Below are 26,242 nucleotides of genomic sequence, written 5' to 3'. Positions count from 1 at the left end.
CGCTCGTCGTGGCATCGGAAGACGGCGCCGACGATCCGGAGGCCACATCGGAGCACGCCCCAGCCGAGCCGGCCCCGCTGTCGCTGTTCGACTTTGGCGACCCGCCGCCCGCTTCCCCTGATTCGCCGCCGTCCCAATCGTCCTCGCAGGTCGATGAGGCACCGGTGCTGTCAGACCTGTCGGTGCCAGCCGCTGACGAGCCGGTGGCGGACGAGCTCCCGGTTCCGCCCGCCCCGTCACCGCTCGACGAGCCGATCGTGGACGAGGCTCCGGTCGGCAACCTGCTGGATGGCATCGTGGGCCAGCCGGCAGCGGTTGACCGCCTGCAGGCAGCGCTCGTTTCGCCGTTGCCGGCCTACCTGTTCGTCGGCCCCGCGGGCGCCGGCCTGCGCGGCGCAGCGTGCCGTTTCGCCGGCGAACTGCTGGCGGCACGCAGCGCGACTCCCGAGCGTGAACGCCGTCTCGCGCTCGCCGAGCAGCACCCCGACCTGCTGGTCTTCGATCGTGTCGGTGCAGCCATGACGGCCGAGCAGGCTCGCGAGGCGGTGCGTGCCGCCGCGGCTGCGCCCGTCGCCGGCGACCAGAAGGTCATCGTGCTCTGCGACGTCGACCGTGCAGCGCTGAGCGCGCCGATCCTGCTGAAGTCGGTCGAGGAGCCGCCGCCGTCGTGCGTCTTCGTGCTGATCGCGGAGGAAGTCAACCGGTCGATGGAGACGTTGGCCTCCCGCTGCGCACGTGTCGACTTCGAGTCGTTGGGCGACACCGACCTGCAAGCGCTGCTCGTCGCCGAGGGCATCGAGCCCGGCCGTGCCAGCTTCGCCGCAGCCGCTGCCGGAGGCTCGATCGACCGTGCTCGGCTGCTCGCCTCCGACGACGACGCTGCCGTGCGCATCGAGACGTGGCGCGGCCTGCGGGGCACCCTGAACGGCACGGCATCCGCTGCGATGGCAGCAGTGGATGCCGCGCTGGAGGCGGCCGAGCAGGCCGCCGCACCGCTCGAAGCCCGCCACGAGGCAGAGCGAGCAGCAGCCGACGAGCAGGCCGAGCTCTACGGGACGAATGTGGGCCGCAGTTCGCTCGACGAGCGTCACCGCCGTGAACTGCGCCGGGTGCGCACCGACGAGATCACGATGGGCTTGGCCGTGCTGGCATCGCAGATCCGCGATGAATCCGGCAACGGCAGCCTGCGTGCAGAGTCGGCAGCGGGACAGCTGGACGCCATCGGCGACGCCGCCGAGGCGCTGCGCTTCAACGCCAACCAGCGTTTGGCCCTGAGCTGCCTGTTCATTCGCCTCGGCCACCTCGGCGGGTAAGGCCTCGCCCACCAGCCGGCCCTGCGGTCCGCCGGCGAGCCCGAGGTGGGGATTGAACCCACGACCTGCTCTTTACGAGAGAGCCGCTCTGCCACTGAGCTACTCGGGCAGGCGCTGGCACGGATGACGGCGTAGAGCGTTGGGTTCGTAGTTCCCAGCTCTCTAGACCGAGACGTGCGCCAGCGCTGGTTTGAGGGCGCTGAGGCTAGCGCGACAGTTCAGGAGTGCGTCCGAGCTTGTTGAGGTGTGTCGGTAGATCAGGCAGCTCTTCTTGGGCTCGACATTTTGAAGGCACGCAGCCCGAGTCGACGCATGGCTTCGTATACGCCTTGGAGGTGATCCCCTCTGGCAACCTTGAAGGCAGTTAGTCCCAACCTTGCCTAGAGTCGGACGGCGGTTGTCGCATTGATTACGAGACGGCCTGCTTCTGCCGGTCGTCCTGCGGAGCCGTGAAGCCTCGTCGCCCGCAACGACAGCAGAATCCAGCGTTGTCCCAGCGAGAGGCGCTGGGAGCGCCAATTCGATTCCTGAGTCCAGATCGTCTTGGGCGGGGTCACGATCGGATTCTCGTCGTTTGCCAGCCATGCCGCTATTGCCGCACGGTCATTTCTTAGCTATGTCGTACCTCTTGGCTAGCTCGGTATACGCATTGGCGACCTATATCGTCGCAGGTCAGCAAAGCCGGTCAATGCAGTTGGACCGCCCAAGCGAATCACAACAAGCAGTTCACCAGATTCACAATCAAGCAAGCCGAATGGGCGACAGCTAGGCTCCGACCATGAATATGGTGACGCAGCCCGAATTGGACGCAATGAAGCGTGCGATCGAAATCGCTCGAGAATGTCGCTCTGATAGATCGGATAGGACCGATCCCAAAGTCGGTGCCGTCCTCGTGAGGGACGACAACATCGTGAACGTCGCATATCGGGGTGAACTCGCCTCGGGCGATCATGCTGAATATACATTGCTCGAAAAGAAGCTTGGGCAAACTGACGTCGCCGGAGCAACTCTTATCACAACCCTTGAACCATGCATCTCCCGCAATGAACCCAAGAAGCCGTGTGCTGATAGAATAATTGATCGTCAGATCGCTACTGTAGTCGTTGGTATGTTGGATCCCAATCCCAATATTACTGGAAAAGGGGTCCTTCGACTTCGAGAAGCCGGAATCGAAGTGCAGCTGTTTCCGGCCGAGCTGATGACACAAGTTGAGGAACTCAATCTCGACTTTAGTCGACAATTTCGGATCCTCTCCCGAAATGATGATGAACTCTTCGAGTCGTACGGTGACCGCAGTCTCGACCAGTGGTATATCGCCCTAAACAAGATCTACTGGGCCAAGAATTCTCACCGTGGCCTCAGCTACATGATGGATCATCTAGTTGAAGTGGTTGGCGGACTGAGCGGGTTTGCAAGTGAGAAGAAGAAGCCAAACGTGGATCTCACGTTGTACGTGCCGAAGGCGCTCGCTTGGTGGTTCGCGCTCTGCGGCAAGGCCAGTGTTGGGCAAGTCTCCGACATGATCTTCAGAAAGTTCCCTAATGCTTGTCCGTACTGTGAGACTGCAACGCACAATGAAGATATATGCCGTGACATAAAGCAAGAGCCGGGCCGACCGCGCTGGGTTGAACTCGAACAACTCGCCTCATCCAATAGGTACGGCCAACGCCCTCAGAGTTTGAGCCAGTGGCTCAAAATGTTTCGGAAGATCTATCCTGTATCTCAAACGGACTCTTACGGCCCGACCTTTGCCCGATTAACCGAGGAACTCGGTGAATTGGCGGAAGCAGTCCGGCTCTTTGACGAAGAGCCCAGCTTCTTCTTGAGCGAAGCCGCTGACGTATTTGCTTGGCTGATGCGGGTTGAGAATATTCGCGAAATGAAGAACAACACACCCCTCAAGCATATTGGACATGACCTCGAACGCGGTATGGCGACGAGCTATCCTGACTACTGTTTGGACTGCGAAGCTCGTCAATGTCGTTGTCCCCCCATTCTGGACCGGACGAGAGGCCGAATTGCTAAGGAGATGCCTGCGGGAAGCACCAATGCCTTTATGACATCCGAAATGAGGAGGGCGATGTTCGGCGCTTAACTGAGCGTCGCGGCGTTGTGTGGGACAGATCGGGCTCATATGGTGCGTTGCGAACGTGAATCGTGTCTGTTCCTACGAGACGACCGCGTGGGCGCGGCTACGAAACGTCCAAGGATCGCTTGCTTGTCATGGCGCTTCAGTCCTCGGTGGCAGGATCGGTCGCCTCGAGTAAGGATGCTTGGCGTTGCGCGAAGGGCGGCGGCTTGCGACGCGCGTCGGCAGTAACCGGCAGCACGCCGATGTCGTCAAGTTCTTCGATACTCAGTGTGGGCCCCGAAAGTAGGTGTTCGAGCGTGCGCGCTTGTTCGTCGAACAGGCTGGTGACTTGTTCGAGCGCTGCAAGCACCGTGAGCAGTTCGCTCGTGTCCGCTGCAGTCCAATCGCTGCGAATGTGGTCCAGGGGCGATGCCGCTCGCTGAGATGTTCCCGTGGTGCGTGATCGGAACCACGACTCAAGCACGTTCGTCTGGCCGACCGTGAGAGCGGCGACGCGATTCGGAACCGGTCCAACCTCGCCGTCGGTTGCGCCAGGCGAAGAGATGATCAAGGCTTCTGTTCGGGTGTCGTAGCGGAATTCGGCAGGCTGGACCGGAATCGGCATCCTCACTCGGGCCTGCCCAGCCGTGGCCGAAACGTCGAGACAGTGGGCTGTGAGCACTTGTTGGCCGAGCGCGACTGCATCGGCGAATGCGGCGGTGTCCGTGGTGATCGGCAGGCGTAGCACGTCAGCGTTGCGCAGATCGTCCTGAAATCGGGAGACATAGCCGGGGTGTGCCATGACTGCAGCGGCGTACGCGAACAGAACGGTGCCGGTGACGTCGGCACCTAGGCGTGCCGAGATCGCCGCAAGCAGACCGGGCGCGATGTTCGGCACGGAAGCGTCGCGATCTCGCCACAGCGGGTGAACGCGACCGGAACGGTTACCCAGCAGGTTGTCCATGTCGGGAATCGCATCGCACAGCGCAATCGGCAGGCCTGTGCTGGACGCGATCAGCGGCCGAACGCCATCTGTGGTCATCGCCGGGACACAGAAGTACCGCTGCTGTGAGCTGTGGGCCGCCCACAGGCTCGGATTCGGCTGGTTGATCACGCGCTTGTCTGCAATGAGATATTGGCGGTCGAAGCTGCGCCAGCGGTACTCGACCGTTCCTGGCAGGGCGGTGTTCTCACGCGTTTCTTTGTCGGCGATGGCAAGGCGACGGACGGGAGGGTCGACGAGATTGTCGACGACTGGGAGGTCGACCCGCCGGTCCCTCCGATGTTCCTTGAACAGGTCGGCCTGCCGACGGGCATCGGTTTCGCTGACGAGCGTCGCCCATCTTTCCTGGGCGGTCTGCGGCAGCGGCGCGACGGGCCAAGTGCGCCCGATCATCACCCCATTGCCGTGCCACGGGAAGATGTCGTCGAGCCGAGGGGCGCTGCTCCACGCCTGGCTGGGCGGTGGATCGAATGGCGCTCGCCTCTGCTCGTCAGTTGTCGCAGGAGGAAGCGTCATCCAATTGGGTGAATCGGGATCGCACAGCGGTGCGATCTCGGCGAACTTGTCCTTGAGCACCGCCGGTTGCACGCGGTAGAAGCGCACAGTCGCCGGTGCGTCGCGCTCGGATGCGTCAGGCGCTCGCAGCGCAGTCACAATGCCGACGGGCTGCCGCATTGCGCCGAATACTTGGTGCGCCTGCGGTGCCTGATGCCCTTCGGGCGTGAGATGCAGCACCCAGATGTCGGTCGAGTGCATGCGTAGCCACTCGCGCATACGCGCGAAGCCGGGTCCGGTCAAGAATGCCGTGGGTGCGACAAACGTGACTACGCCAGTGGGTGGCTGCTCGTCAGTCGGCGCCTGCTCGAACACCTTCCAGGTCGCCCAGCGCCAGAAATAGACGTACAGGTTCGACAGATGTTTGACATGCGGTCCCACGCCCCACGACGGCGGCGGGCGCCAGTCATCGAAGATGGGTCGATTGTCCTCCTCGCCAGGGTCTCCGGTCTCGACCCACCCGCCCCGACCGGCGGCTTGCGCCAGATATGGCGGGTTGCCGAGCACGACGGTCACGCGCTCTTCGCGTTTCACCCGGTTGGCTTCGGTCCGCGACGCACTGATCTGCTCGAACATCGACTGGGCTGCTGGCACGTCGCTGAACGGATCGTCGAGTGTGTCGGTGAAATACACCCGGTTCGACTCAGTCGAGGCGCCCTGGGCTGCCAACCGTTCGGCAAGTCGGAGCTGCGCGACCGTGTATGGGCCGGCCTGCACCTCGAAGGCGATGAGACGCTCTCGTGCGGCCTCGGCGAGCTCAGCGCCGACCGCACCCGCGCCGCTATCGGCCTCGACCGTCTCGGCGATGCGATCGATGACGCTTAGCAGAAACGTGCCGGTGCCGGCTGCGGGATCCACGACCGTCACCGTTGGATCGGCGAACCCGCGCTGTTTGCCAAATCTGCTGACGAGCAGCCGATCTGCGAACTGCGTCATCCATTCCACGACGGGCGCCGGCGTGTAGTAGGAACCTGATTGCCGACGCAACTCTCGGTCGTACTCAGCGAGAAAATCCTCGTAGAAGTGAAGCCATTCGGTTCCAGCGCTGGCGCTGCGGCCGCGAATCCCCTCCCAGTCCACCGACTCCGCCAGCGCCAGCAGCGATTCGAGGTAGATGTTCAGTCGTTCCTGCACGGGCTCGCTGTAGGTGAGCAGGTGCAGAGCTTCTCCGAGCACGCCGCGCCGCTGACGAAGCTGGCGCGAGATGTCGTACAGCCGCAGGTGTAGCTCCGGGTGAACGTCAAGGCGGATCTCCAAGCTGGCCGCTGCCAAGATCGCGAACGTGACGGCTTGGGCGTACGCATCAGCGAAAGCATCGTCGGCGAGATCGGGGAACAGTGCTTGCCGAGACGCAGGCGGCAGGCCCGGGACCTCGGTGCCAAAGGCGGCGATCTCGTCGCGAAGCATCCGGCAGTAGCGAGCACCCGACCGCGCCAGTCCGACCGGACCGCTGCCAACTGACGGCATCCACGAAAATGTCTCGGTGAGGAGTTCAGCTGCGTCGCGCCCATCGACACTGGTGGGCCTCACATGTTTGGTGAGGTCGTCGGCGAGTCGGAAGACGCGTCCCCTGCGGCTTCCTTGCCGGTACAGCGACCAGTCCAGCCCGTCGGTGTAGAGGATGTTGTCGAGCAGTCGGTAACGCTCCCACTGGCGGCGATCATGCTCGCCGGTGAGCTCTTCGGGGTCTGCGCCCTTGCCCGGTGCCTTCAGCTCCACATAGGCGATCACCTGTCCGCGACCGTTGAAGATTGACATGTCCGGGTAGCCGGTTCCCGGAACTCGTGCCTTGTCGACGATCGTGAACTCGCCTGCGCCCAAGATGGCCGCTGCTGCGCTCAGCAAGTCACGGCACGGTGCTGTCAGCACTTCTTCAGAGAGCGACCCAGCCGCTCCGGCTGATCGACGAACGCCGGCGGCAAACTCGGCCAAGACCCGTACCATGTCCGCTGGAGGTGCCGAATCGGTCATCTGCCCTCTCTCGATGTCGGGGTGCTGCCGCAGTTCGCACAACCAAGGATGCCCTGCCCGGCCGACGCGAAAGACGATGGCGCGAGGCTAGGAACCCCGCTGCAACACGTGCCGCCCTCCCGATGGGGTTCTGGCGCAGCTGACCACTAATATCTGCGCCATGGAGCTCCTTGGCGCGCAGGTCTGGCACTACTGGTTGGCGGTCCCGCTGACCATCGTGACGGTGCTGACCGTTTTCAAGCTGGTCGCGGGCTACGTGCAGAAGGTGGTTGCGCCGCGGTACCCCAAGCGCTGAGCCACACAGTGAGCGATCCCGCCGACGAGCACGTCGACTGGGAATTGGCGCGCCGCATCGCGGTGCGGGTCGCAGGCACCGAGCCGCTGTACCAGTCCTACCTCGCTGAACCGCTGCGGCAGGACTTCGCCCGCTTCGTGCCGGTTGCGGCTGAGCTGGTGGCCATCGAGACCGGGCTGGAGACGCCGGGCGAGGCGCACGCAGAGGTGATCGACCGGACGGGCTGGATCGACGCCAACATCGCGGCGTTCCGGCGGCTGCTGCAACCGCTGCTGGGCGCATCGGCCGGTGCCGACGGCACCGCAGCGACCTCGCGGGCAACGCAGACGCTGGGAGCGGTGGAGCTGGGCGCCGTACTTGGCTGGATGTCCAAGCGGGTGCTCGGCCAGTACGACCTGCTGTGGGCTTCAGACGACGAGACGGCGACAGCGGGAGACACCGTTTACTTTGTCGGCCCGAACATCCTGGTCACCGAGAAGCGCTACGCATTCGTCCCGGCTCAATTCCGCCTGTGGCTGGCGCTCCACGAGCTGACCCACCGCTCGCAATTCACCGGCGTGCCGTGGCTGCGGCCGCACTTCCTGCAGCTCGTGAACGGGCTGGTCGACGAGGCCCAACCCGACCCCGAGCGTGTACGCGAGGGTCTGCGCAGCCTGGTGTCCCTGCGTCGCAGCGGTGCAGACCAAGACGGCCAGGACCTGCTGGGCGAGGGAGGGCTCGCCGCAGTGTTCGCGACTGACCAACAGCGCGAGCTGATCGCCCAGGTGGGCGGCATGATGAGCCTGGTGGAAGGGCACGGCGACGTCACGATGGCGCGCGCCGCCCGCGGGCACATCCCCGACGCCGACCGGTTTGCCGTGGTGATGCACCACCGGCGCCGCAATGTGCGCGGCATGGCGCGGCTGATCCAGCGCTTGCTGGGCATCGAGGCCAAGCTGGCGCAATACCAGGCCGGTGAGGACTTCATCGCCGAGATCGAGGCCGAGCGCGGCCCCCGGGCGGTGGACCGGATCTGGGAGCGCGTCGAGCACCTGCCGTCCATGGCGGAGATCCGCGACCCCCAAGCCTGGCTGGAGCGTGTCCCAGCGGCCTGATCGAGCCGCCGGACCCCGCTCGCCGCGGGTGACGGCTGCCGGCGCCCCTGCCGCGCCGCCCAGTCCTGCTGGCGATGCATCACGTGGCTCGGACGAACTCGAGTGTCTGGTGGACCGGTGCACGTTCGGCAACATCGAGGGCCCTGATCTGGTGTGCGCAGTGTCGGGCGGCGCCGATTCGGCTGCGCTGCTGGTGCTCGCCTGCCGGTTTGCCCAGCGGAGCGGCAGCGGGATCACCGCCGTCTCTGCAGTCCATGTCGATCACGGGCTGCGCGAAGCGGGCAGGGCCGAAGCGGCGAGAGTCGAGGCGCTGTGCGACCAGCTCGGGGCGGGGTTCAGCGTGATGCACCTCGACCTTGCCCCTGGGGCGAACTTGCAGGCGCGGGCTCGCGAGGCCCGCCACGCCGCGCTCGGTCCCGATGCGCTGCTGGGCCATACCGCCGACGACCAGGCAGAGACGGTGTTGCTGCAGCTGCTGCGCGGCGGCGCGCTCGATGCGCTCGCCGCCATGAGAGCCGACCGGCGGCCGCTGCTGGGGCTGCGGCGCACCGAGACCGAGCGGGTCTGCGAGCTGGTCGGCTACGAGCCCATCCGTGATCCCTCCAACGCCGACCCTCGCTTCTGGCGCAGCCGTGTCCGTCACGAGGTGATCCCGCTGCTGTGCGACATCGCCGGGCGTGACGTGGTGCCGTTGCTGGCCCGTGGATCCGGGCTGGCGGCTGCCGATGCCGACCTCCTCGACGTGTTGGCGGCCGACATCGATCCCACCAATGCGTCCGAGTTGCGGAATGCGCCGGTGGCCCTGGCGCGGCGAGCCATCCGGGCGTGGCTGCGCACCGATCATCCGCCCGATGCCAGCACGGTCGAGCGGGTGCTCGAGGTGGCCAGGCACACCCACCGCGCCACCGAGGTCGGCGGCGGGCGGCGGGTCAGCCGCTCGGCCGATCGGCTTCGACTCGAGCAAGCTGTTCCGCCATCGGAAACGCATAACCACTAAGTTCGGCTCACGTGGCAGGCGCATCGGCTTCGGAGGAATCCCACAGCGACCTCGACTCGATGCTCGCCGGCGACCCCGCCGTGGGCGAAGTGCTCGTCTCGGGCCCCGAGATCGCCGAGCGGGTGGCCGAACTGGGCACGCAGATCACTGCCGACTACGCGGGCCGCCAACCGCTGCTCGTGGCGGTGCTCAAGGGGGCGGTGATGTTCGCCTCCGATCTCAGCCGTGCCATCGACCTGCCGGTCGAGATGGACTTCATGGCCGTCTCGTCGTACGGCAGCAGCACCCGATCCAGCGGCGTCGTGCGCATTCTCAAGGATCTCGACATCGACATTGCGGGGCGCGACGTGATCCTGGTGGAGGACATCGTGGAGAGCGGTCTCACGCTGTCGTACCTGCGTCGCAGCCTGCTGGCCCGCGGCCCGGCCAGCCTGGCCGTGTGCTCGCTGCTGACCCGCGAGCACAACGGCAGCCTGAACGGCCTCGTCGACTACATCGGCTTCCGGCTGCCGCCCGTGTGGGTCATCGGCTACGGGCTGGATCTGGCGCAGAAGTACCGCAATCTGGCCGAGATCCGCGCGTACGACGCTGCTGCCGCAGACAGCGCCTGAAGGTCTTGCAGAACGGCTGTGCAGGCTCAGTCGGGCACCGGTAAATTCTGCCGGGTACACGCTTGCAGGGACGGCGAGCTATGAGAGGGAAGTGGGCGGAGGGCATTCAGCCCCGCAACTTCAACTGGGTCGTCGCCGACCGCCTCGCAGTGTGCGAGCGTCCTGGCGGCTATGGCGCCAGCCACCGGCGCGTCCGCCGTCAGGAAGAGATCATCTGGCTGCGCCGCAACGAGTTCGACATCGTCGTGTCGCTGATCTCGGCGCCGCACAACCTGCACAACTACGACGAGCTGGACATGCCCTACCTGCACCGGCCATGGCCCGCTTTCGACGACTTGGGCGAGTACCTGCAGTCGGTCCACGACGACTTGGAGCGGCTGGCCGGCGAGCGCAAGCGCGTCATCCTGCACAAGGAGCGGGTCGGCGAGGACGTGTGCGGGTTCGTGGCGTCGTACCTGCTGCTGTCGGGCAAGGTGCCCACCGGTCCCCAGGCCACGGCCATCACCGAGCGGATCTTCGGCCAGCGAGTCGGCCCTGAGGGGCGCCGTGTGGTCGACGTGGCGCTGAGCATCCTCCCCGGCCAGGGCACAACGAGCTGAGCCCTGCAGTGACGGCACCAGACCGCATCGAACTCCGCGACTTGCGGGTGACGTGCGTGATCGGGGCGTTGGCGCATGAGCGCACCGCGCCGCAGCCGCTCAGCATCGACATCGATCTCTACGCCGATCTGAGCCGGGCGGGAGCCACCGACGACCTGGGCCTCACCATCGACTACGGCGCCGTATGCGACGGCATCGTGGCGCTGTGCGACGAGGCCCAGCCGCAGCTGCTCGAACGGCTGGCCGAGCTGATCGCCGAGGAGCTGTGCGGCATCGACGGCGTGACCGCCGCCACGGTCGCGGTCACCAAGCTCCGCCCGCCCGTTGCGGTCGACCTCGGCACCAGCGGCGTGCGCATCACCCGTCGCCCGGCATGAGCCGACTTGCCGGTGGAACCTGAGCTGGTGAGCCCGCCCGGCGTGCGGGCCTTTGTGGGGCTGGGTGCCAACATCGGCAATCCCGCTGCACAACTAGCAGATGCCCTCGACTCGCTGGATGCCGCTGGCGTGCTCGTGGCCGTGTCGGGCGTGTACCGCAGCGCGCCGATCGGCCCCGAACAGCCGGAGTTCCTGAACCTCGTGGCCGAGCTGTCGGTGCCCGACGGCCCCTACGAGCTGCTGGCCCGCTGCCAAGCCCTCGAAGCCGCGGCACGGCGGGTGCGCCGTGAACGCTGGGGCCCGCGCACGCTCGACGTCGACGTACTGCTGTTCGGCGACGTGGAGATGCGCGACCCCGAGCTGCAGATCCCGCACCCCCGCCTACGCGAGCGCCGATTCGTGCTCGACCCCCTCGCAGAGCTGGCACCCGAGCTGGTCACGCTCGGCGAACTGTCAGCCGTCGCCGACCAAGACTGCGAGTACGTCGGCACCGTCGAGCTGCTGCACCAGCTCGCCACCGCCTCGCCGGAGCAACGGCAGGACTAGCCCTCGGGAATCGGCGGCGCGTCGGCTCGCAGGATGAACAGGCCCTCAGCGTTGACGCAGAGGCCTTCGGGGCCATGCACCTCGGCGTGCTGGACGATCTTGCGGCCCGACGTGCTCTCGATCCACGCCCGCAGACGCAGCGGTACGTCCAGCGGGGTCGCGGCACGGTAATGAACGGTGAGCCGGCCGGTATATGCCTGCCGGCCCCGCATGCGGTTCAGCGCCCCCATCAGTTCGTCGATGATCAGCGCCACCACGCCGCCGTGGGTGCGCTCGGGCGGCCCGGCGAACATGGGGTCCACCACCGCCTCGCCGGTCACGGCGTCGTCGGATTCCTTGAAGTACCTGACGTTCACCGAAGCCGGATGCAGCGTGCCGCCGCCGATCGAGAACGGGTCGAACTCGATCTCGTCGCCGGGTTCGAGCGGCAGCGGGAAGTACTGCCCCTCGTAGATCTCGCGGAGGTAGGGCCGCGAGAGCATGTCGTCGATCTTCACCCGCAGCGTGCCCTGCTCCAGCCGCGCCGCGGTGGCCTTGACCGTGGCCGTGATCTCGTCGAGCACCTCGTCGTCGACCCGCCGGTTCGCCAGCGCCTGGTTCAGCCGTCGCATCGCGGCAGCCGCTCGCTCGACCGCGCTCCAGTCGTAACCGGGCTCGACCGTGGCGCCGAGATCGCTCGGTGAGTCGTGCTCGGTCACGGGCCGAGACGCTATCTGTGCAGGCCCGACGCCTGCCCGCCGCGGCCGGCCGTGGCTCGCCGCAGCGCGGCGGCATACGCTCGCCTCATGCGGCGCACCATCTTCGACGACGAGCACGAGATGTTCCGCGAGACGGCCAAAGCCTTCGTGGAGCGCGAGATCGTCCCCAACCACGAGAAATGGGAAGCCGACGGCAAGATCGACAAGGCCATGTTCCGCAAGGCGGGTGATGTGGGCTTGCTGGCCACGGCCGTCGACGAGCGGTACGGCGGCGGCGGGGTTCTCGACTTCCGCTACAACGCCATCGTCAACGAGGAAGTCCACGCGTCGGGCGCGGCCAGCTCGGGGCAGTGCATGACGCTGCACAACGACATCTGCCTGCCGTATTTCATCAACCTCTGCAATGACGAGCAGGCCGAACGCTGGATGCCGGGCCTCGCCAGCGGCGAGCTGATGAGCGCCATCGCCATGACCGAGCCGGGGACCGGCTCCGATCTGGCCTCGATCACCACCACGGCGGTGCGCTCGGGCGACGGCTACGTGGTGAACGGCGCCAAGACGTTCATCACCAACGGCATCAACTCCGACCTGGTGATCGTGGCGGCCAAGACCGACCCCACCGAGAAGCACCGGGGCATGTCGCTGATCGTGCTGGAGGAGGGCATGGAGGGCTTCGAGCGGGGCCGCAATCTCGACAAGCTGGGCTTGAAGTCCCAGGACACGGCGGAGCTGTTCTTCGACGACGTGTTCGTGCCCGAGGAGAACCTGCTCGGCGGCGAGGGCAACGGGTTCCTGCACCTGGTGCGGAACCTGCCCCAGGAGCGCCTGTCGATCGCGGTGGGCGGGGTGGCGCACGCGCAGGCTGCGTTCGACTGGACGGTGGACTACGTCGGCGAGCGCACGGCGTTCGGACAGACCATCGCCTCGTTCCAGAACACCCGCTTCGAGCTGGCCGAGATGAAGACCGAGCTGGACATTGCTTGGGTGTTCGTGGACCGGCAGATCGAGGCGCTCAATGCCGGCGAGCTCACCGCCACCGATGCCGCCGAGGCCAAGTGGTGGGTGACCGAGATGCAGCTGCGGCTCATCACCCGCTGCCTGCAGCTGTTCGGCGGCTACGGCTACATGAGCGAGTTCCCGATCTCCAAGGCGTACGCGGACGCCCGGATCCAGACCATCTACGGCGGCACCACCGAGATCATGAAGGAGATCATCGGCCGCGAAGTCTCCGGCACCCGATAGGCAGAGGCCATGCGTGAGATCAGTTCAGTAGCGATCATCGGCGCGGGCACGATGGGCGCCGGCATCGCCGCCGCGTCTGCAGCGGCGGGGTGCCGGGTGCTCGTGCTCGACAGCGACGAGGCCGCGGCGCAGCGTGCGCTGGACGGCGTCGACCCCGAATGCCGGGATCTGGTCAGCATCGGCACGGTCGACGACCGGCTCGACGACATCGCCGGCTACGACTGGGTGTGCGAAGCAGTCATCGAGGATCTGGCCACCAAGCGCGAGCTGTTCGAGCGGCTCGAAGCAGCGCGCAGCGACGGCTCGGTGATCTCGTCGAACACCTCGGGCATTCCCCTGCGCCAGATCTCCGACGGCATGAGCGAGCGCTTCCGCCGAGATGTGGCGATCACCCACTTCTTCAACCCCGTGCGGGTGATGAAGCTGTTCGAGCTGGTGCCCGGCGAGGACACTGAGCCCGAGGTGATCGACGCCTTCGCCCGATTCGGCGCCGAGCGTCTCGGCAAGGGCGTGGTGCACGCCAAGGACACCGTCAACTTCATCGGCAACCGCATCGGCTGTTTCTTCATGCTGTCGGGCCTGCACATGGCCAAGCCGTTTCTGGCCGACGGCATGACCCAGGAGACCATCGACGCCGTGCTGGGCGCGCCGGTCGGGCTGCCGCCCACGGGCCTGTACGGGCTCATCGATCTCATCGGCCTCGACGTCATGGAGCTGGTGGGCGCCAACCTGGCCCAGAACCTGCCGGCAGGCGACCGGGGGCTCGAGTTCACTGCGTTTCCCGCAGCGGAACAAGACATGGCCGACCGGGGACAGCTCGGCCGCAAGACCGGCGGCGGTTTCAGCCGGCGGACCAAGCTCGACGACGGGTCACGCAAGGCCGAGACGTTCGATCTCCTGACCGGCGAATGGCGTGCCGTCTCTGCGCCTGATCTCGAGGGCGTGCCCGCAGACCTGGGCGAGGTGATGTTTGCCGACTCCCCACAGGGCGAGCTGGCTCGGCACATCTTCGGCGGCACGCTGGCCTACGCGGCCGACCTGGTGCCCGAGATCGCCGACGACATCGCGAACGTCGACAACGCCATCCGCTGGGGATTCAACTGGGTGCACGGCCCGTTCGAGATGCTCGACCACCTCGGCCCCGCCCGGGTGATCGAGTTCCTGCGCAGCGTCGACGCCCCGCTGCCGGCCATGCTCGCCACGCTCGAAGCCTCCGGCCGGTCCACCTTTTACAGCGAGACCGCCGACGGCACCCGCACTCAACTCATGCCCGACGGCACGGTCGCACCAGTCGAGAGCTGACCCGCCAGCTCCTCAGGGGGCGGGGCGGACGATGGCGTCGGTCATCCGGATCGCCTGCATCATCTCGGCAGCGTCGTGCACACGCACCACGTCGATGCCCGCACAGATGGCAGCCACGATGGTGGACGCCGTCCCGAACTGACGATCGCCGGGCTTGGTGTCGGTGACGGCGCCGATCGTGGACTTGCGCGATGTGCCGATGAGCACCGGCAGCTCCAGTGCCCACATCTCAGGCAGGCGCCGCATCATCTCGAGGTTCTGCGACACGCCGAACCCGAATCCGAAGCCGGGGTCGACGATGATCCGATCAGTGCCCACGCCGGCATCGGCGCAGATCTGCAGGCTGGCTTCCAGCCCGGTCGTCACATCGGCGACGAGGTCGGTATGGGGCCTGCCGCGCTGGTTGTGCATGATGACTGCGGCCGCCCCGCGCTCGGCTACGAGCGGCGCCATGCCGGGATCGAGACGGAATCCGGTGATGTCGTTCACGACCGACGCGCCGGCATCGAGGGCGGGAGCCGCCACATCGGCCCAGGTGGTGTCGACCGAGATCGGAAGGTCGGCTCCGATCCGCTCCAACTCGGCCCGGACGGCGCCGATGACCCGAACGGCGCGGCGCCGCTCCACCTCCAGTGGCGTGGGCTCGGCGCCGGGCCGGCTGGACGCACCGCCGATGTCGATAATGTCCACTCCGGCTGCTACCAGCTCCCGCGCCAGGGCCAGGGCCTCGTCGAGCCGGTCCGCGACGCCGTCGCCCGAGAACGAGTCTTCCGTGGCGTTGATGATGCCCATGACGAATGTGCGGGTGCCCCACTCCCAGCACGGTCCGCGGCCGGGATCCCACCAACCATGCCGGTAACGGCGCCGGATCGGCCAGCCCGGCTGCATGTGCGGCCCGGCCACGCTCAATCGGCGCCCGCGGCGGCTGCAGCCCCGGCCGACGAGGGCAGCGCGCTGAGCAGGTTCGACGCCGCCGCACGTAGGCCGACCACCCCAGGTGTGGCGTCGAGCGGTGCCAGCGCATCGAGGGCCGCGGCCACATAGCGCTGCGCGGTCTGCACCGAGCTGGCGATCTCGGGACCGTCCACCACGATCGCCCGGGCCCGATCCCGCCGGTCGTCGTCCAGCGGCTCGCCGAGCAGCTCGCTCAGGCGCTCACCGTCCGCCTGCCCGTCCGCCAGCATCCGGATCACCGGCAGCGTGTACACGCCCTCGCGCAGGTCGTTGCCCGAGGGCTTGCCGAGTTCCTCGTCGGAGGCCACCAGATCGAGCACGTCGTCGACGATCTGGAACGCCATGCCGTAGGCGAGCCCGAAGCTGTTCAGCCGGTCCAGGGTCTCGGAGTCGACGCCCGCCACCAGCCCGCCGATGCGGCACGACGTTGCGTACAGCTCGGCAGTCTTGCCCTGGATGGCCAGGAAGTACTGGTCTTCGGTGCGGCGCCGGTCATAGATGAGCTGCAGCTCGCGCACCTGCCCCTCGCACAGCCGGCCGATGGTGGCGGCCAGCAGGGCGGCCACCTCGGTGCCCAGCGACGCTGCCAGCTCCGACGCCTTGGCCAGCAGGAAGTCGCCGGCCAGGATCGCCTTCAGGTTGCCCCAGCGGTGGTTCACCGCCTCGATGCCGCGCCGCGTCTCGGCGTCGTCCATGACGTCGTCGTGGTACAGCGAGCCCAGGTGCACCAGCTCCACGGCAACGCCGCCGCAGACCATGTCATCGGTGACCGCATCGGGCGCAGCGCCGTCAGGATCGAGCGCGAGCGCCGACGCGATGACGAACGCGGGTCGCAGCCGCTTGCCGCCCGCGGGGATCAGGTGCGAGGTCACCTCGGTGAGGAACTCGTCGCCGGTGACCGCCGCGGCGCGCAGGGCCGTCTCCACACGGGCCAGATCAGCGTCGGCATCGGGCCGGGCCTGCAACGGGGAAAGGGTCGCCACGGCGCAACCGTAAACGACAGCGACAGCAAGGAGCGATGCGGCAGGGCATCGTTACACTGCGCTCAGGAGACCTTCGGCACCGTGTGCCGGGCTCAATCCGGGAGGGCCCAGTGTTCGAACGCTTCACCGATCGGGCTCGCCGAGTGGTGGTGTTGGCGCAAGAGGAAGCGCGCCTGCTGAATCACAACTACATCGGCACCGAGCACATCCTGCTGGGTCTGATCCACGAGGGCGAGGGCGTGGCCGCCCAAGCACTCGAGTCGCTGGGCATCTCGCTCGAGGCCGTGCGCAGCCAGGTGGAAGAGATCATCGGGCAGGGCAGCTCGTCGCCCAGCGGACACATCCCCTTCACGCCGCGAGCGAAGAAGGTGCTCGAGCTGTCGCTGCGTGAAGCGCTGCAGCTCGGCCACAACTACATCGGCACTGAGCACGTGCTGCTCGGCTTGATCCGTGAAGGCGAGGGCGTGGCCGCGCAAGTGCTGGTCAAGCTCGGCGCCGACCTGTCGAAGGTCCGCCAAGAGGTCATACAGCAGCTCTCCGGCTACAGCGGCTCGAGCGGCGGCCGCGAGACCGTCGGCGCCTCGTCGGGCCAAGGCAGCGAGCAGGGCGGCCAGAGCGGCTCGCTGGTGCTCGACCAGTTCGGACGCAACCTCACCGCGGATGCCCGGGCCAAGAAGCTCGACCCGGTCATCGGCCGGCTGCGCGAGACCGAGCGCGTCATGCAGGTGCTGTCGCGCCGCACCAAGAACAACCCGGTGCTCGTCGGCGAGCCCGGCGTGGGCAAGACCGCCATCGTGGAGGGTCTCGCCCAGAAGATCGTCAACAACGACGTCCCCGAGCTGCTGCGCGACAAGCAGCTCTACACGCTCGACCTCGGCGCGCTTGTAGCCGGTTCCCGCTACCGCGGCGACTTCGAGGAGCGCCTGAAGAAGGTCCTCAAGGAGATTCGCACCCGCGGCGACATCATCCTGTTCATCGACGAGCTGCACACCCTCGTCGGCGCCGGCGCCGCAGAGGGCGCGATCGACGCCGCGTCGATCCTCAAGCCGATGCTGGCCCGCGGCGAGCTGCAGACCATCGGTGCCACCACGCTCGAGGAGTACCGCAAGTACCTCGAGAAAGACGCAGCGCTCGAGCGCCGCTTCCAGCCGATCACCGTCGACGAGCCCACGCTCAGCCACACCATCGAGATTCTCAAGGGGCTGCGCGACCGCTACGAGCAGCACCACCGGGTCACCATCACCGACCAGGCCCTCGTGGCTGCGGCGAACCTGGCCGATCGCTACATCGCCGACCGCCACCTGCCCGACAAGGCCATCGACCTCATCGACGAGGCCGGGTCGCGCCTGCGCATCAAGCGCATGTCGACGCCGCCCGACTTCAAGGAGATCGAGACGAAGCTGGCCGATGTCACCGAGCGCAAGAAGCAGGCGGTCGAATCGCAAGACTTCGAGACCGCCGGGGCGCTGCGCGACGAGGAGAAGGAGCTGCTCGAACGGCGGACCGAGGTGATGGCCCAAGCTCGCTCGGAGGGGCACGACCTGTTCGACGAAGTCGACGAGGAGGGCATCGCTGAGGTGCTGTCCATCTGGACCGGCATCCCGGTGTACAAGCTCACCGAGGAGGAAACCCAGAAGCTCCTCAAGATGGAAGACGAGCTGCACAAGCGGGTCATCGGCCAGCACGACTCCATCAAGGCGGTCAGCCAGGCCATCCGCCGCACCCGCGCCGGCCTGAAAGACCCCAAGCGGCCCGGCGGCTCGTTCATCTTCCTGGGCCCGTCGGGCGTCGGCAAGACCGAGCTGGCCAAGACGCTGGCCGAGTTCTTGTTCGGTGACGAGGGAGCGCTCATCAGCCTCGACATGTCCGAGTACATGGACAAGTTCACCGTGAGCCGGCTCGTGGGCGCCCCGCCCGGGTACGTCGGCTACGACGAGGGCGGCCAGCTCACCGAAGCGGTACGCCGCAAGCCGTTCTCGGTGGTGCTGTTCGACGAGATCGAGAAGGCCCACCCCGACGTGTTCAACACGCTGCTGCAGATCCTGGAAGAGGGCCGGCTGACCGACGCGCAGGGCCGCTCGGTCGACTTCCGCAACGCCGTGCTCATCATGACCTCGAACCTGGGCACCGCAGACCTGCGCAAGGCGCGTGTGGGCTTCGCGACCGCCGATGAAGACGCCAGCTACGACCGGATGAAGGAAAAGGTCAACGATGCGCTCAAGGCGCACTTCCGGCCGGAGTTCCTGAACCGCATCGACGACACCATCGTCTTCCACGAGCTGAGCATCGAAGAAGTGGTGCAGATCGTCGACCTGATGATCAAGCGCACCTCCGACCAGCTTCGGGCGCAGGGCCTGGGCCTGGAGCTCACCGACGCCGCCAAGGAATGGCTGGCGCGCACCGGGTACGACCCGCAGCTGGGCGCCCGGCCGCTGCGCCGTGCGCTGCAGCATCATGTGGAGGACGCGCTCAGCGAGCGGATCCTCTACAAGGAGTTCCACGCCGGCGAGATCATCGTGGTCGACGTCGAGGACGACGAGATCGTGTTCCGTGCCATCGAGGGCTTCGACCCCGGGCCGATCGAGCTCGAAGAGGCCGCAACCGCCGAGTAAGCGTGTTCCGGCGAATACCTGCGTGCGGTTCGCCCGGGACTGACGCTTGCCAGAATCCGCGCTGGCGCGCGCTCAGCGCCGCGCTGGCTGGCGTCGCCGTACTGGTGCTGGCGGCGGGCTGCCGGGTCGACATCGTCGTCGACATCGACATCGCGCATGACGGCGCCGGCGAGGTCACCGTCGAGATCACGTTCGACGAAGAGGTGATGCGGTGGGTGCCCGACCTGGGCGAGCTCATCGTGACTGACGGATTGGTCGGGTGGGACGTCCGGCAGTTCGGCGAGCAGACGCCCGCGGGCGAGCGCCTCCGGGTGGTGGCAGCCAAGCGCTTCTCCTCGCCTGCCGAGTTGGCAGAGGTGCTCGCGGAGATCGACCGGCCTGCGGATGGCTCAGCGGGCTTGTTCCGGTCGGCGACGTTCGTGGGCTCGCGCGATGGGGCGCAGGTGAGGTACGACCTGACGGTGACCGTCGGCTTGGACCGTCCGGTGGCCGGGCTGGTGAATCCGGCTACTGCTGATGCGTTGGAAGGCGAGCTGTTCGGGTTGCCGATTGCCGAGGTTGAGGCGCGGGCGGGGGCGCCGCTTGACGAGCTGGTGACGCTGGTGGTGCGGGCGACCGTTCCTCAGGGGGCTGGGAGCCTGCCTGTTGATGGGGTGATGATGTTGAACGAGGGGGGTGTTCGGGAGCTGCGGGTTTCGGGTGAGCTGCTGGATGCTGAGCTTGCTGCGGCTGAGGCGGAGGCTGAGCGGCTGGCTGAGCGGGCTTCTCGGGGGGTTCGGATTGCGGTGGTCTGGTGGATTGTTCTCGGTTTGATCGTCTTGGTTGTGCTTGTTGTTGCTCTTCGGGGTCGGCGTCGCCGGCGCGGGCTGACTTTCCGCTAGCAGCCGGGGCAGACTTGTTGGGTGGCTCGGACTTGGGCGCTGGTGTTAGCCGCCGGGGCGGGGACTCGGTTTGGTGCGGGGGCTGACGGGGCTTCGAAGGTGATGGTTTCTGTTGCTGGGCGGTCGATGGTTGCTTGGAGCGTTGAGGCCGCTGGGGTGGCGTGTGATGGGGTGACGCTGGTCGTTGCGCCGTCGATGGTCGGGGGGCCGTACACCGGCGTCGATGTGATTGTCGAGGGTGGGGGGACTCGGTCGGGGTCGGTTCGGGCTGGGTTGGGGACTTTGCCGGATGATGTTGATGTGGTGGTTTGTCATGACGCTGCTCGGCCGGGGGCTTCGGTGGGGTTGTTTGAGCGCGTGATTGCTGCTGTTCGGGGTGGGGTTGATGCTGCTGTGCCGGCGCTGCCGGTGAGCGACACGCTGAAGCGGGTGCCGGAGTGGGGTGACTCGGGGGGAGTTGTTGCTGGGACGGTGGATCGTTCGGGGTTGTTTGGGGTGCAGACGCCGCAGGCGTTTCGGCGGGAAGTGCTGGTGGCGGCGCATGCTGGAGAGCCTGAGGCCACTGATGATGCTGCGCTGGTGGAGGCTGCAGGCGGCACCGTGATGGCGGTGCCGGGCGACGCGGCGGCGCACAAGGTCACTACTGCCGCAGATCTTGTTGTCGTGGAGGCTCTGCTGGGTGGCCTCGACTCGGGCGGCGGGCTCTAGCGTCAACTGGCGTGAGTGCTGCTGACGGCGGGGCTGGACCGGCGATGCGGGTGGGGCATGGGTATGACGCTCATCCGTATGCTGGTGCTGACACGCAGGCTGATCGGACGCTGGTGCTCGGCGGGGTTCGGTTTCCCGGTGAACGGCCGCTGGTGGGCCACAGCGATGCCGATGTTGTTGCTCATGCGGTGATCGATGCGATGTTGAGTGCTGCTGGACTTGGAGATATCGGCACGCAGTTTCCTGACAGCGATGAGCGCTGGCGGGGTGCTGACAGCATCGAGATGCTGCGGCGGGTCTCGGCGCTGCTCGCGGAGGGCGGTTGGATGTTGGCGAATGCCGACTGCACGGTGATCTGCGACCGGCCGATGATCGCCCCGCATCGCGATCAGATGCAGGAGCGGCTCGGCAGAGCAGCCGGCGGACCGGTCACGGTCTGCGGCAAGCGAACCGAAGGGCTGGGCAATGCCGACGGGATCGTGGCACATGCCGTGGCACTCGTAGTTGTCGGACGCCAACAATGAGCGCAGAACGGGGCGAGCGGCGTGGCGCTCCTTCACGCCGCGGGCGGGGGTCTGCTCCCCAACGCAGCGAGCGCAGCAATCGTTCTCCAGGTCGCGGACACGGGAGACAGCAGCGGGGTGGTGCGAATCAGGTGCAGGCTGGTCGGCCGCAGTCGCGGCCGAAGGGTCTTGGCGGCGACCACGTCGAAGGTCGGCAGGCGGTGCGCGAGCTGCTGCGGGCCGGCAAGCGCAAGGTGCACGAGGTGCTGATCTCCGAGGATGCGCACTCGGCGGCCACGCTGGCCGAGATCGTCGATCTCGCCGGCGACCGGCGGGTGCCGGTGCGCGAGGTCACCCGCCGCAAGCTGGACGAGGCAGCGCTCACCGCCGCACCGCAGGGCGTGATCGCCAAGGCCGCTGCCGTTCAGCCCGTGCCGCTGGAAGAGCTGGCCAGACCTGCGGGGAACACGCTGCCGCTCGTCGTGGCGACCGACGGCGTCACCGACCCGGGCAACCTCGGCGCCATCCTGCGCACGGCAGAGGTCGCCGGCGCTACCGGTGTCGTGCTCACCAGCCACCGTTCGGCCAACCTCACGCCAGCCGCGGCGAAGGCCGCTGCGGGTGCCATCGAGTACCTGCCGATTGCGCTGGTCGGCGGCCTGCCCGCTGCGCTCGCCAAGCTCCGCGATGCCGGGCTGTGGGCCATCGGTCTCGACGGCTACGCGCCGGACGGGCTCGAGTCGCTGCGGGTCGGCGACGAGCCGCTGGTGTTGGTGCTGGGCGCCGAAGGCCGGGGACTGTCGGCGCTGGTGGAGCGCCGGTGCGACCAAGTGGTGTCGATCCCGGTGCTCGGGCGCATCGAATCGCTCAATGTGGCAGCGGCGGCCGCCGTGGCCCTGTTCGACATCGCCCGCACCCGAAATGCGCCCTGAAATCCGGGGCGCCGGCCATACGCTGGGACCGGCGCCCGAGTAGCTCAACGGCCAGAGCACCGCTCTTGTAAAGCGGGGGTTGTGGGTTCGATTCCCACCTCGGGCTCACGACAGCGTGATCACCAGGTTGCCGAAGTGCTCCTTGCGCACGAAGGCCTCCTGTGCCTCCCGAATGCGCTCGAGGGGAAACGTGCCGCCGAGCACCGGGCGGATCTCGCCCCGCTCGATGTAGCCGACGAGGTCCGCGAACAGTCTCGGCCCGTAGATCGTGGCGCCGAACAGGTCCAGATCGTTGAGGTACACCGTCCGCAGATCCACCTCGACGATGGGTCCGGCAATGGCGCCCGAGGTGACATAGCGCCCGCGGCCTGCCAGCGCGTCGAGCCACAGCCCCACGGCATCGCCACCCACCACGTCGGCCACGGCGTCGAACGGGCCGCCGTTGGCTTCGACCGCCGCCGCGACATCGTGATCAGGGCCCTGGCGCGGCACCACCGCATCCGCCCCGAGTTCGAGCACCTGCGTTGCCTTGGAAGCGCCGGCAATCGCCACCACACGTGCGCCTCGCCGCCTCGCGAGCTGCACCAGTGCCGAGCCCACGCCACCGCTCGCACCAGGAACCGCAATGCTCTCGCCGCTGGTGAGCCCGATGCGCTGGAGCATGTGCTCAGCCGTCGAGGAGGCGCAGGCAAACGTTGCCAGCTCGGCATCAGACAGATCGGCGCCGATCGGATAGGCGTTGACGGCAGGCACCGCGACGTACTCCGCGAAGCCGCCGTCGACCTCGCTGCCGAGATAGCGCGCCTTGCTGCGGTCGCTCGGGTCGGTGAGGTCCTTCAACCAGGGCTCCACCATGACCCGCCGGCCGATCAGGTCCGCATCGGAACGATCCCCGCTGGCCACCACCCGTCCGACGACATCGGCACCCTGGATGCGGGGAAACGCGACACCCCTGCCGCCCCAAGTGGAATCTGCTGCATCCGCGTCGGCGTAGCCCTCGCCCGATGTAGCCGCTGTCACCGACTTGCTGTACCAGGCGACCCGCGTGTTGATGTCGGTGTTGTTGATGCCGCACGCCGCCACCGCAATGAGTACCTCATCGGGACCCGGCACCGGAACCGGCACGTCGTCGCGCACCTGCAGCATCTCGGGCCCGCCGTGACCCACCAGCAGCGCGGCACGCATGGTGTTCGGCGGGTTCATTCGCTCTCGCGGGGGTCACAGGCGGCCATCGGGACGCGGCACAATACCGTTCAGTGGCAGCCCGCCAGACACCGGTGCCCAGTGCGACCGATGCGGCTGGGCGAAGCGCGCTGGCAGCTCGCTACTACACCGATCCCGAGATCCTCGCGGTCGAGCTGGACACAGTGTTCGCCCGGTCCTGGCACCTCGTGGGTCACCGCAGCCAGGTGAGCGAACCCGGCCAGGTGCTCACGGCGACGGTCGGCGACGAGCCAGTCTTCGTGGTCAACGACGGCGGCCAGATCCGCGCCTTCTTCAACGTGTGCCAGCACCGGGGGCACGAGCTGTTCCCGCCGCAGCAGCCGGGCGGCGATGTCGCCGAGACTCCGGGCGTCATCATGTGCCCGTATCACGCCTGGGTGTACGGGCTGGACGGCACCCTGCTCAGCGCGCGCAGCCGCGATGTCGGCGAGATCTGCCTGCCGCCTGTCGCCGTCGACGAGCTCGCTGGCTTCGTGTTCGTCAATACGGATGCCGGCGCGACCCCGCTGGCCGAGCACGCCCCCGGCGTCGGCGACGAGGTCCTGGCGCTTGCCCCGCAATCACCGACGCGCATGCTGACGTGGCGCCGGACCCACCTCATCGCAGCCAACTGGAAGATCGCGGTGGAGAACTACAACGAGTGCTATCACTGCCCGAACGTGCATCGATCGTTCACCTCCGGCGTGGTCGACCCCGCCAGCTACCGGGTCACGCCCAGCGGCAGGGTGATCCGCCATACGGCCAGAGGCGTCGAGGGCGAACGTTCCACCTATACGCGCCCGGTCGCCAGCGACGACTATGCCGCGTTCTACATCTGGCCGGCTTCGTCGATCCAGGTGTATCCGGGCCAGGCCGTGAACACGTACCGCTGGATGCCGTGCGCGCCGGATCGGACGCTGCTGGTGCGGGAGTGGTGGTTCGATGTCGCCGAGCCGACCGATGAGCTGCGCGAGATCATCGACCTCGACTGGAACACGACGGTGTCCGAAGACCTGAAGCTGGTCGAATCGACCCAGCGCGGCATCCGCAGCCGCGGCTACCGGCCTGGGCCGCTGGTGACCGAGCAGTCCGGCATCGCTTCGGTGCACAGCGAGGACGCTGTGGACCATCTCGCAACGCTGCTGCTGTCGGCGCTCGGCCACGAACGGGCATCGAACGGGCGCTGAACCGGTGACACCCTCAGGCGTGCCGCGGATCGCTGTTGTCGGGAGCCTGAACGCTGATGTGACGCTGTGGGTGCCGAGGCGCCCGTCACCCGACGAGACGATGCACGCTGATCGCATCGCATGGTTCCGTGGCGGCAAGGGCGCCAACCAGGCAGTGGCCGCGGCCCGGCTGGGCGCGCAGGTGGTCATGGTCGGCAGGGTCGGCGACGACGAGCAGGGCCGGTGGCTGCGCTCCGGCCTGGAGGCAGAGGGGATCGACTGCCGGTATGTGGCCAGCGCAGATGTTCCAACCGGCTTGGCGGTGATCACCGTCGATCCCGATGACGTGTCGATCGTGGTGGCTGCGGGTGCCAACGCATCGCTGGATGCCGGGGGCGTGCAGGCAGCCGCCAACGAGATCGGCGCGGCCGATGCGCTGCTGCTGCAGGGCGAGGTGAGCGCCGCCGCGGCCCGGGCCGCAGCAGAGATCGCCCGCGAGCACGGCACGTTCGTGGTGCTGAACCCGGCCCCCTACAACGACGTTGCCCCCGCTGTGCTGCCGCTGGCCGACTTCGTCATCGTGAATCGCGCCGAAGCCGAGCAGTTGCGCCATCCCGACGCCGAGGGCAGCGTGCCCGAGCTGCGTCCCGAAGCGGTGCTGGTGGAGACGCGGGGTGCGGCTGGCTGCGTCGTTCACCCGCCGCAAACAGCTGATCTAGCGCAGGGCCAGCCCGATTCACCTGCCGCTGCCGCCGACACTGCGGCCGATGCCGACGCGGAGATCAGCGTGGCCGCACCGCGGGTCGCTGTGGTCGACGCCACGGGCGCCGGTGACGCGTTCGCCGGTGCGTTCGCGGTGGGCATGGCATCGGGTGCGACGGTTGCCGAGGCGGCGCAGTTGGCTGTGCGAGCCGGCGCCTGGGCGGTGACCGTCGCCGGCGCTCAGCCCAGCCTGCCGACGATGGCGCAGCTGCAGGATCTCGAAGAGGCTGTCGGTCAGGCAGAGCCGTAGAGACGGTCGCCTGCATCGCCCAGGCCGGGAACGATGAAGGCCCGCTCGTCGAGGTGGCTGTCGACCGCGGCCGTCACGATGCGGACATCGGCAGCACTGCTCTGCAGGGCAGCGATCCCCTCGGGTGCGGCCAGCGTGCACACCATCGTCACCGGTCCCACGCCCGACTCCGCAAGCACCCGGATCACCGCGGCCGCCGAGCCGCCCGTCGCCAGCATCGGGTCGAGCACCAGCACCGGTCGATCCTCCAGCACACCTGGCAGCGACTCGAGGTAGCACTCGTGCCCGACACCATCGGACGTCTCGATCCTTCGCATACCGACAAAACCCACCGGCGCAGCAGGCAGGAGCCGCAGCGCCGCGTCGAGCATGCCCAGCCCGGCGCGCAGCACGGGCACGATCGCTGGCATCGGCTCGAGGCGCGAGCCTTCGGCGGGCCCGAGCGGCGTCTCCACCGCCTCGGGCACCGATGTCGCATCGGTGAGCGCTTCGGACACCAGCAGGAACGTCAGTGCGTCGAGCCGCTGGCGGAACTCCTCGACAGCGGTGTCCTTGTCGCGCAGCCGGGTGAGCAGGGCTGCGGCTACTGGGTGGTCGACAATGCTGACACTCAT

At 67.5% G+C, this 26,242-nt stretch carries 24 protein-coding genes and 2 tRNA genes; 19 read left to right on the top strand and 7 right to left on the bottom strand.

Annotation, left to right across the window (positions count from 1 at the left end; all coding sequences use genetic code 11):
* Window positions 1-8 precede the first annotated feature (8 nt).
* Window positions 9-1,313 carry a hypothetical protein gene (locus ACOGXD_RS04610; protein ID WP_419916736.1) on the top strand — a complete coding sequence of 435 codons (1,305 nt, stop codon included), beginning with the start codon at window positions 9-11 and terminating at the stop codon, window positions 1,311-1,313.
* 37 nt (window positions 1,314-1,350) lie between these two features.
* Here the strand turns inward: ACOGXD_RS04610 and ACOGXD_RS04605 are convergent.
* Window positions 1,351-1,422, bottom strand: a tRNA-Thr gene (locus tag ACOGXD_RS04605).
* A 669-nt stretch (window positions 1,423-2,091) separates the two neighbouring features.
* Between ACOGXD_RS04605 and ACOGXD_RS04600 the strand changes: the two genes are divergently transcribed.
* Entirely contained in the window at window positions 2,092-3,408 is a 1,317-nt protein-coding gene (locus ACOGXD_RS04600) for a hypothetical protein (RefSeq protein ID WP_419916735.1), read from the top strand.
* A gap of 136 nt (window positions 3,409-3,544) precedes the next feature.
* Here ACOGXD_RS04600 and ACOGXD_RS04595 read toward each other — a convergent pair whose 3' ends face one another.
* Window positions 3,545-6,787: a type ISP restriction/modification enzyme gene (locus ACOGXD_RS04595; protein ID WP_419916734.1), complete on the bottom strand. Its 3,243-nt coding sequence runs from the start codon at window positions 6,785-6,787 to the stop codon at window positions 3,545-3,547.
* A gap of 286 nt (window positions 6,788-7,073) precedes the next feature.
* Here ACOGXD_RS04595 and ACOGXD_RS04590 point away from each other — a divergent pair, with 286 nt between their 5' ends.
* The 7 genes from ACOGXD_RS04590 (at window position 7,074) to folK (ending at window position 11,432) form a co-directional block, all read left to right on the top strand.
* Window positions 7,074-7,208 (top strand): hypothetical protein, encoded by a 135-nt coding sequence (locus tag ACOGXD_RS04590; protein ID WP_419855224.1) that lies wholly within the window; start codon window positions 7,074-7,076, stop codon window positions 7,206-7,208.
* Between the two features lie 8 nt (window positions 7,209-7,216).
* A complete protein-coding gene (locus ACOGXD_RS04585; RefSeq protein ID WP_419916733.1) occupies window positions 7,217-8,302 on the top strand; it encodes a zinc-dependent metalloprotease in 1,086 nt (361 codons plus the stop codon).
* Window positions 8,286-9,299: a tRNA lysidine(34) synthetase TilS gene (gene tilS / locus ACOGXD_RS04580; protein WP_419916732.1), complete on the top strand. Its 1,014-nt coding sequence runs from the start codon at window positions 8,286-8,288 to the stop codon at window positions 9,297-9,299. Before ACOGXD_RS04585 ends, tilS begins: the two co-directional genes overlap by 17 nt.
* Window positions 9,300-9,358: 59 nt before the next feature.
* Window positions 9,359-9,910, top strand: a complete 552-nt coding sequence (hpt, locus tag ACOGXD_RS04575) for a hypoxanthine phosphoribosyltransferase (protein WP_419917351.1) — start codon at window positions 9,359-9,361, stop codon at window positions 9,908-9,910.
* An 80-nt stretch (window positions 9,911-9,990) separates the two neighbouring features.
* Window positions 9,991-10,509, top strand: a complete 519-nt coding sequence (locus ACOGXD_RS04570; RefSeq protein ID WP_323671930.1) for a hypothetical protein — start codon at window positions 9,991-9,993, stop codon at window positions 10,507-10,509.
* 8 nt (window positions 10,510-10,517) lie between these two features.
* Window positions 10,518-10,886 carry a dihydroneopterin aldolase gene (gene folB, locus ACOGXD_RS04565; protein ID WP_419916731.1) on the top strand — a complete coding sequence of 123 codons (369 nt, stop codon included), beginning with the start codon at window positions 10,518-10,520 and terminating at the stop codon, window positions 10,884-10,886.
* A gap of 12 nt (window positions 10,887-10,898) precedes the next feature.
* Complete coding sequence (gene folK / locus ACOGXD_RS04560; RefSeq protein ID WP_419916730.1) at window positions 10,899-11,432, top strand: 2-amino-4-hydroxy-6-hydroxymethyldihydropteridine diphosphokinase; 534 nt, start codon at window positions 10,899-10,901, stop codon at window positions 11,430-11,432.
* On the opposite strand, the gene ACOGXD_RS04555 is transcribed toward folK, so the two are convergent.
* The gene (locus tag ACOGXD_RS04555; protein ID WP_419916729.1) at window positions 11,429-12,130 is read right to left on the bottom strand and encodes a PaaI family thioesterase; all 702 of its coding nucleotides are present in this window, start codon (window positions 12,128-12,130) and stop codon (window positions 11,429-11,431) included. The genes folK and ACOGXD_RS04555 overlap by 4 nt on opposite strands.
* Window positions 12,131-12,217: 87 nt before the next feature.
* Between ACOGXD_RS04555 and ACOGXD_RS04550 the strand changes: the two genes are divergently transcribed.
* Window positions 12,218-13,372, top strand: coding sequence for an acyl-CoA dehydrogenase family protein (locus tag ACOGXD_RS04550; protein WP_419855231.1), 1,155 nt, complete (start codon window positions 12,218-12,220; stop codon window positions 13,370-13,372).
* A 9-nt stretch (window positions 13,373-13,381) separates the two neighbouring features.
* A complete protein-coding gene (locus tag ACOGXD_RS04545) occupies window positions 13,382-14,674 on the top strand; it encodes a 3-hydroxyacyl-CoA dehydrogenase family protein (RefSeq protein ID WP_419916728.1) in 1,293 nt (430 codons plus the stop codon).
* A 12-nt stretch (window positions 14,675-14,686) separates the two neighbouring features.
* On the opposite strand, the gene folP is transcribed toward ACOGXD_RS04545, so the two are convergent.
* On the bottom strand, window positions 14,687-15,577 hold the full coding sequence (folP, locus tag ACOGXD_RS04540) for a dihydropteroate synthase (RefSeq protein WP_419916727.1): 891 nt from the start codon (window positions 15,575-15,577) through the stop codon (window positions 14,687-14,689).
* A gap of 2 nt (window positions 15,578-15,579) precedes the next feature.
* Window positions 15,580-16,611 (bottom strand): polyprenyl synthetase family protein, encoded by a 1,032-nt coding sequence (locus tag ACOGXD_RS04535; protein ID WP_419916726.1) that lies wholly within the window; start codon window positions 16,609-16,611, stop codon window positions 15,580-15,582.
* Between the two features lie 110 nt (window positions 16,612-16,721).
* On the opposite strand from ACOGXD_RS04535, the gene ACOGXD_RS04530 reads away from it, so the two are divergent.
* The 6 genes from ACOGXD_RS04530 to ACOGXD_RS04505 all read left to right on the top strand — a co-directional run bounded on the left by ACOGXD_RS04530 (window position 16,722) and on the right by ACOGXD_RS04505 (window position 22,353).
* Window positions 16,722-19,223 carry an ATP-dependent Clp protease ATP-binding subunit gene (locus ACOGXD_RS04530; RefSeq protein ID WP_419917350.1) on the top strand — a complete coding sequence of 834 codons (2,502 nt, stop codon included), beginning with the start codon at window positions 16,722-16,724 and terminating at the stop codon, window positions 19,221-19,223.
* Window positions 19,224-19,327: 104 nt separating this feature from the next.
* Window positions 19,328-20,104: a hypothetical protein gene (locus ACOGXD_RS04525; protein ID WP_419916725.1), complete on the top strand. Its 777-nt coding sequence runs from the start codon at window positions 19,328-19,330 to the stop codon at window positions 20,102-20,104.
* 21 nt (window positions 20,105-20,125) lie between these two features.
* Entirely contained in the window at window positions 20,126-20,812 is a 687-nt protein-coding gene (locus tag ACOGXD_RS04520) for an IspD/TarI family cytidylyltransferase (RefSeq protein ID WP_419916724.1), read from the top strand.
* A gap of 11 nt (window positions 20,813-20,823) precedes the next feature.
* Window positions 20,824-21,336 (top strand): 2-C-methyl-D-erythritol 2,4-cyclodiphosphate synthase, encoded by a 513-nt coding sequence (ispF, locus tag ACOGXD_RS04515; protein WP_419916723.1) that lies wholly within the window; start codon window positions 20,824-20,826, stop codon window positions 21,334-21,336.
* A 131-nt stretch (window positions 21,337-21,467) separates the two neighbouring features.
* Entirely contained in the window at window positions 21,468-22,247 is a 780-nt protein-coding gene (gene rlmB, locus ACOGXD_RS04510) for a 23S rRNA (guanosine(2251)-2'-O)-methyltransferase RlmB (RefSeq protein ID WP_419916722.1), read from the top strand.
* A 33-nt stretch (window positions 22,248-22,280) separates the two neighbouring features.
* Window positions 22,281-22,353 (top strand) — tRNA-Thr (locus ACOGXD_RS04505).
* Here the strand turns inward: ACOGXD_RS04505 and ACOGXD_RS04500 are convergent.
* Window positions 22,353-23,450 (bottom strand): alcohol dehydrogenase family protein, encoded by a 1,098-nt coding sequence (locus tag ACOGXD_RS04500; RefSeq protein ID WP_419916721.1) that lies wholly within the window; start codon window positions 23,448-23,450, stop codon window positions 22,353-22,355. The two genes, ACOGXD_RS04505 and ACOGXD_RS04500, sit on opposite strands and share 1 nt — an antisense overlap.
* A gap of 53 nt (window positions 23,451-23,503) precedes the next feature.
* Here ACOGXD_RS04500 and ACOGXD_RS04495 point away from each other — a divergent pair, with 53 nt between their 5' ends.
* Together ACOGXD_RS04495 and ACOGXD_RS04490 are read left to right on the top strand one after the other, a co-directional pair.
* Window positions 23,504-24,637, top strand: coding sequence for an aromatic ring-hydroxylating oxygenase subunit alpha (locus tag ACOGXD_RS04495; RefSeq protein ID WP_419916720.1), 1,134 nt, complete (start codon window positions 23,504-23,506; stop codon window positions 24,635-24,637).
* Between the two features lie 19 nt (window positions 24,638-24,656).
* Complete coding sequence (locus ACOGXD_RS04490) at window positions 24,657-25,628, top strand: PfkB family carbohydrate kinase (RefSeq protein ID WP_419916719.1); 972 nt, start codon at window positions 24,657-24,659, stop codon at window positions 25,626-25,628.
* Here ACOGXD_RS04490 and upp read toward each other — a convergent pair.
* Window positions 25,613-26,242, bottom strand: a complete 630-nt coding sequence (gene upp / locus ACOGXD_RS04485) for a uracil phosphoribosyltransferase (RefSeq protein WP_419916718.1) — start codon at window positions 26,240-26,242, stop codon at window positions 25,613-25,615. The two genes, ACOGXD_RS04490 and upp, sit on opposite strands and share 16 nt — an antisense overlap.

The sequence above is a fragment of the Candidatus Poriferisodalis sp. genome (assembly GCF_965204125.1).
In the GTDB taxonomy this organism is placed as follows: Bacteria; Actinomycetota; Acidimicrobiia; order Acidimicrobiales; family Poriferisodalaceae; genus Poriferisodalis.
The sequence above is the reverse complement of the archived record's forward strand: the minus strand, read 5'-3'. Positions and strand labels throughout refer to the sequence as shown.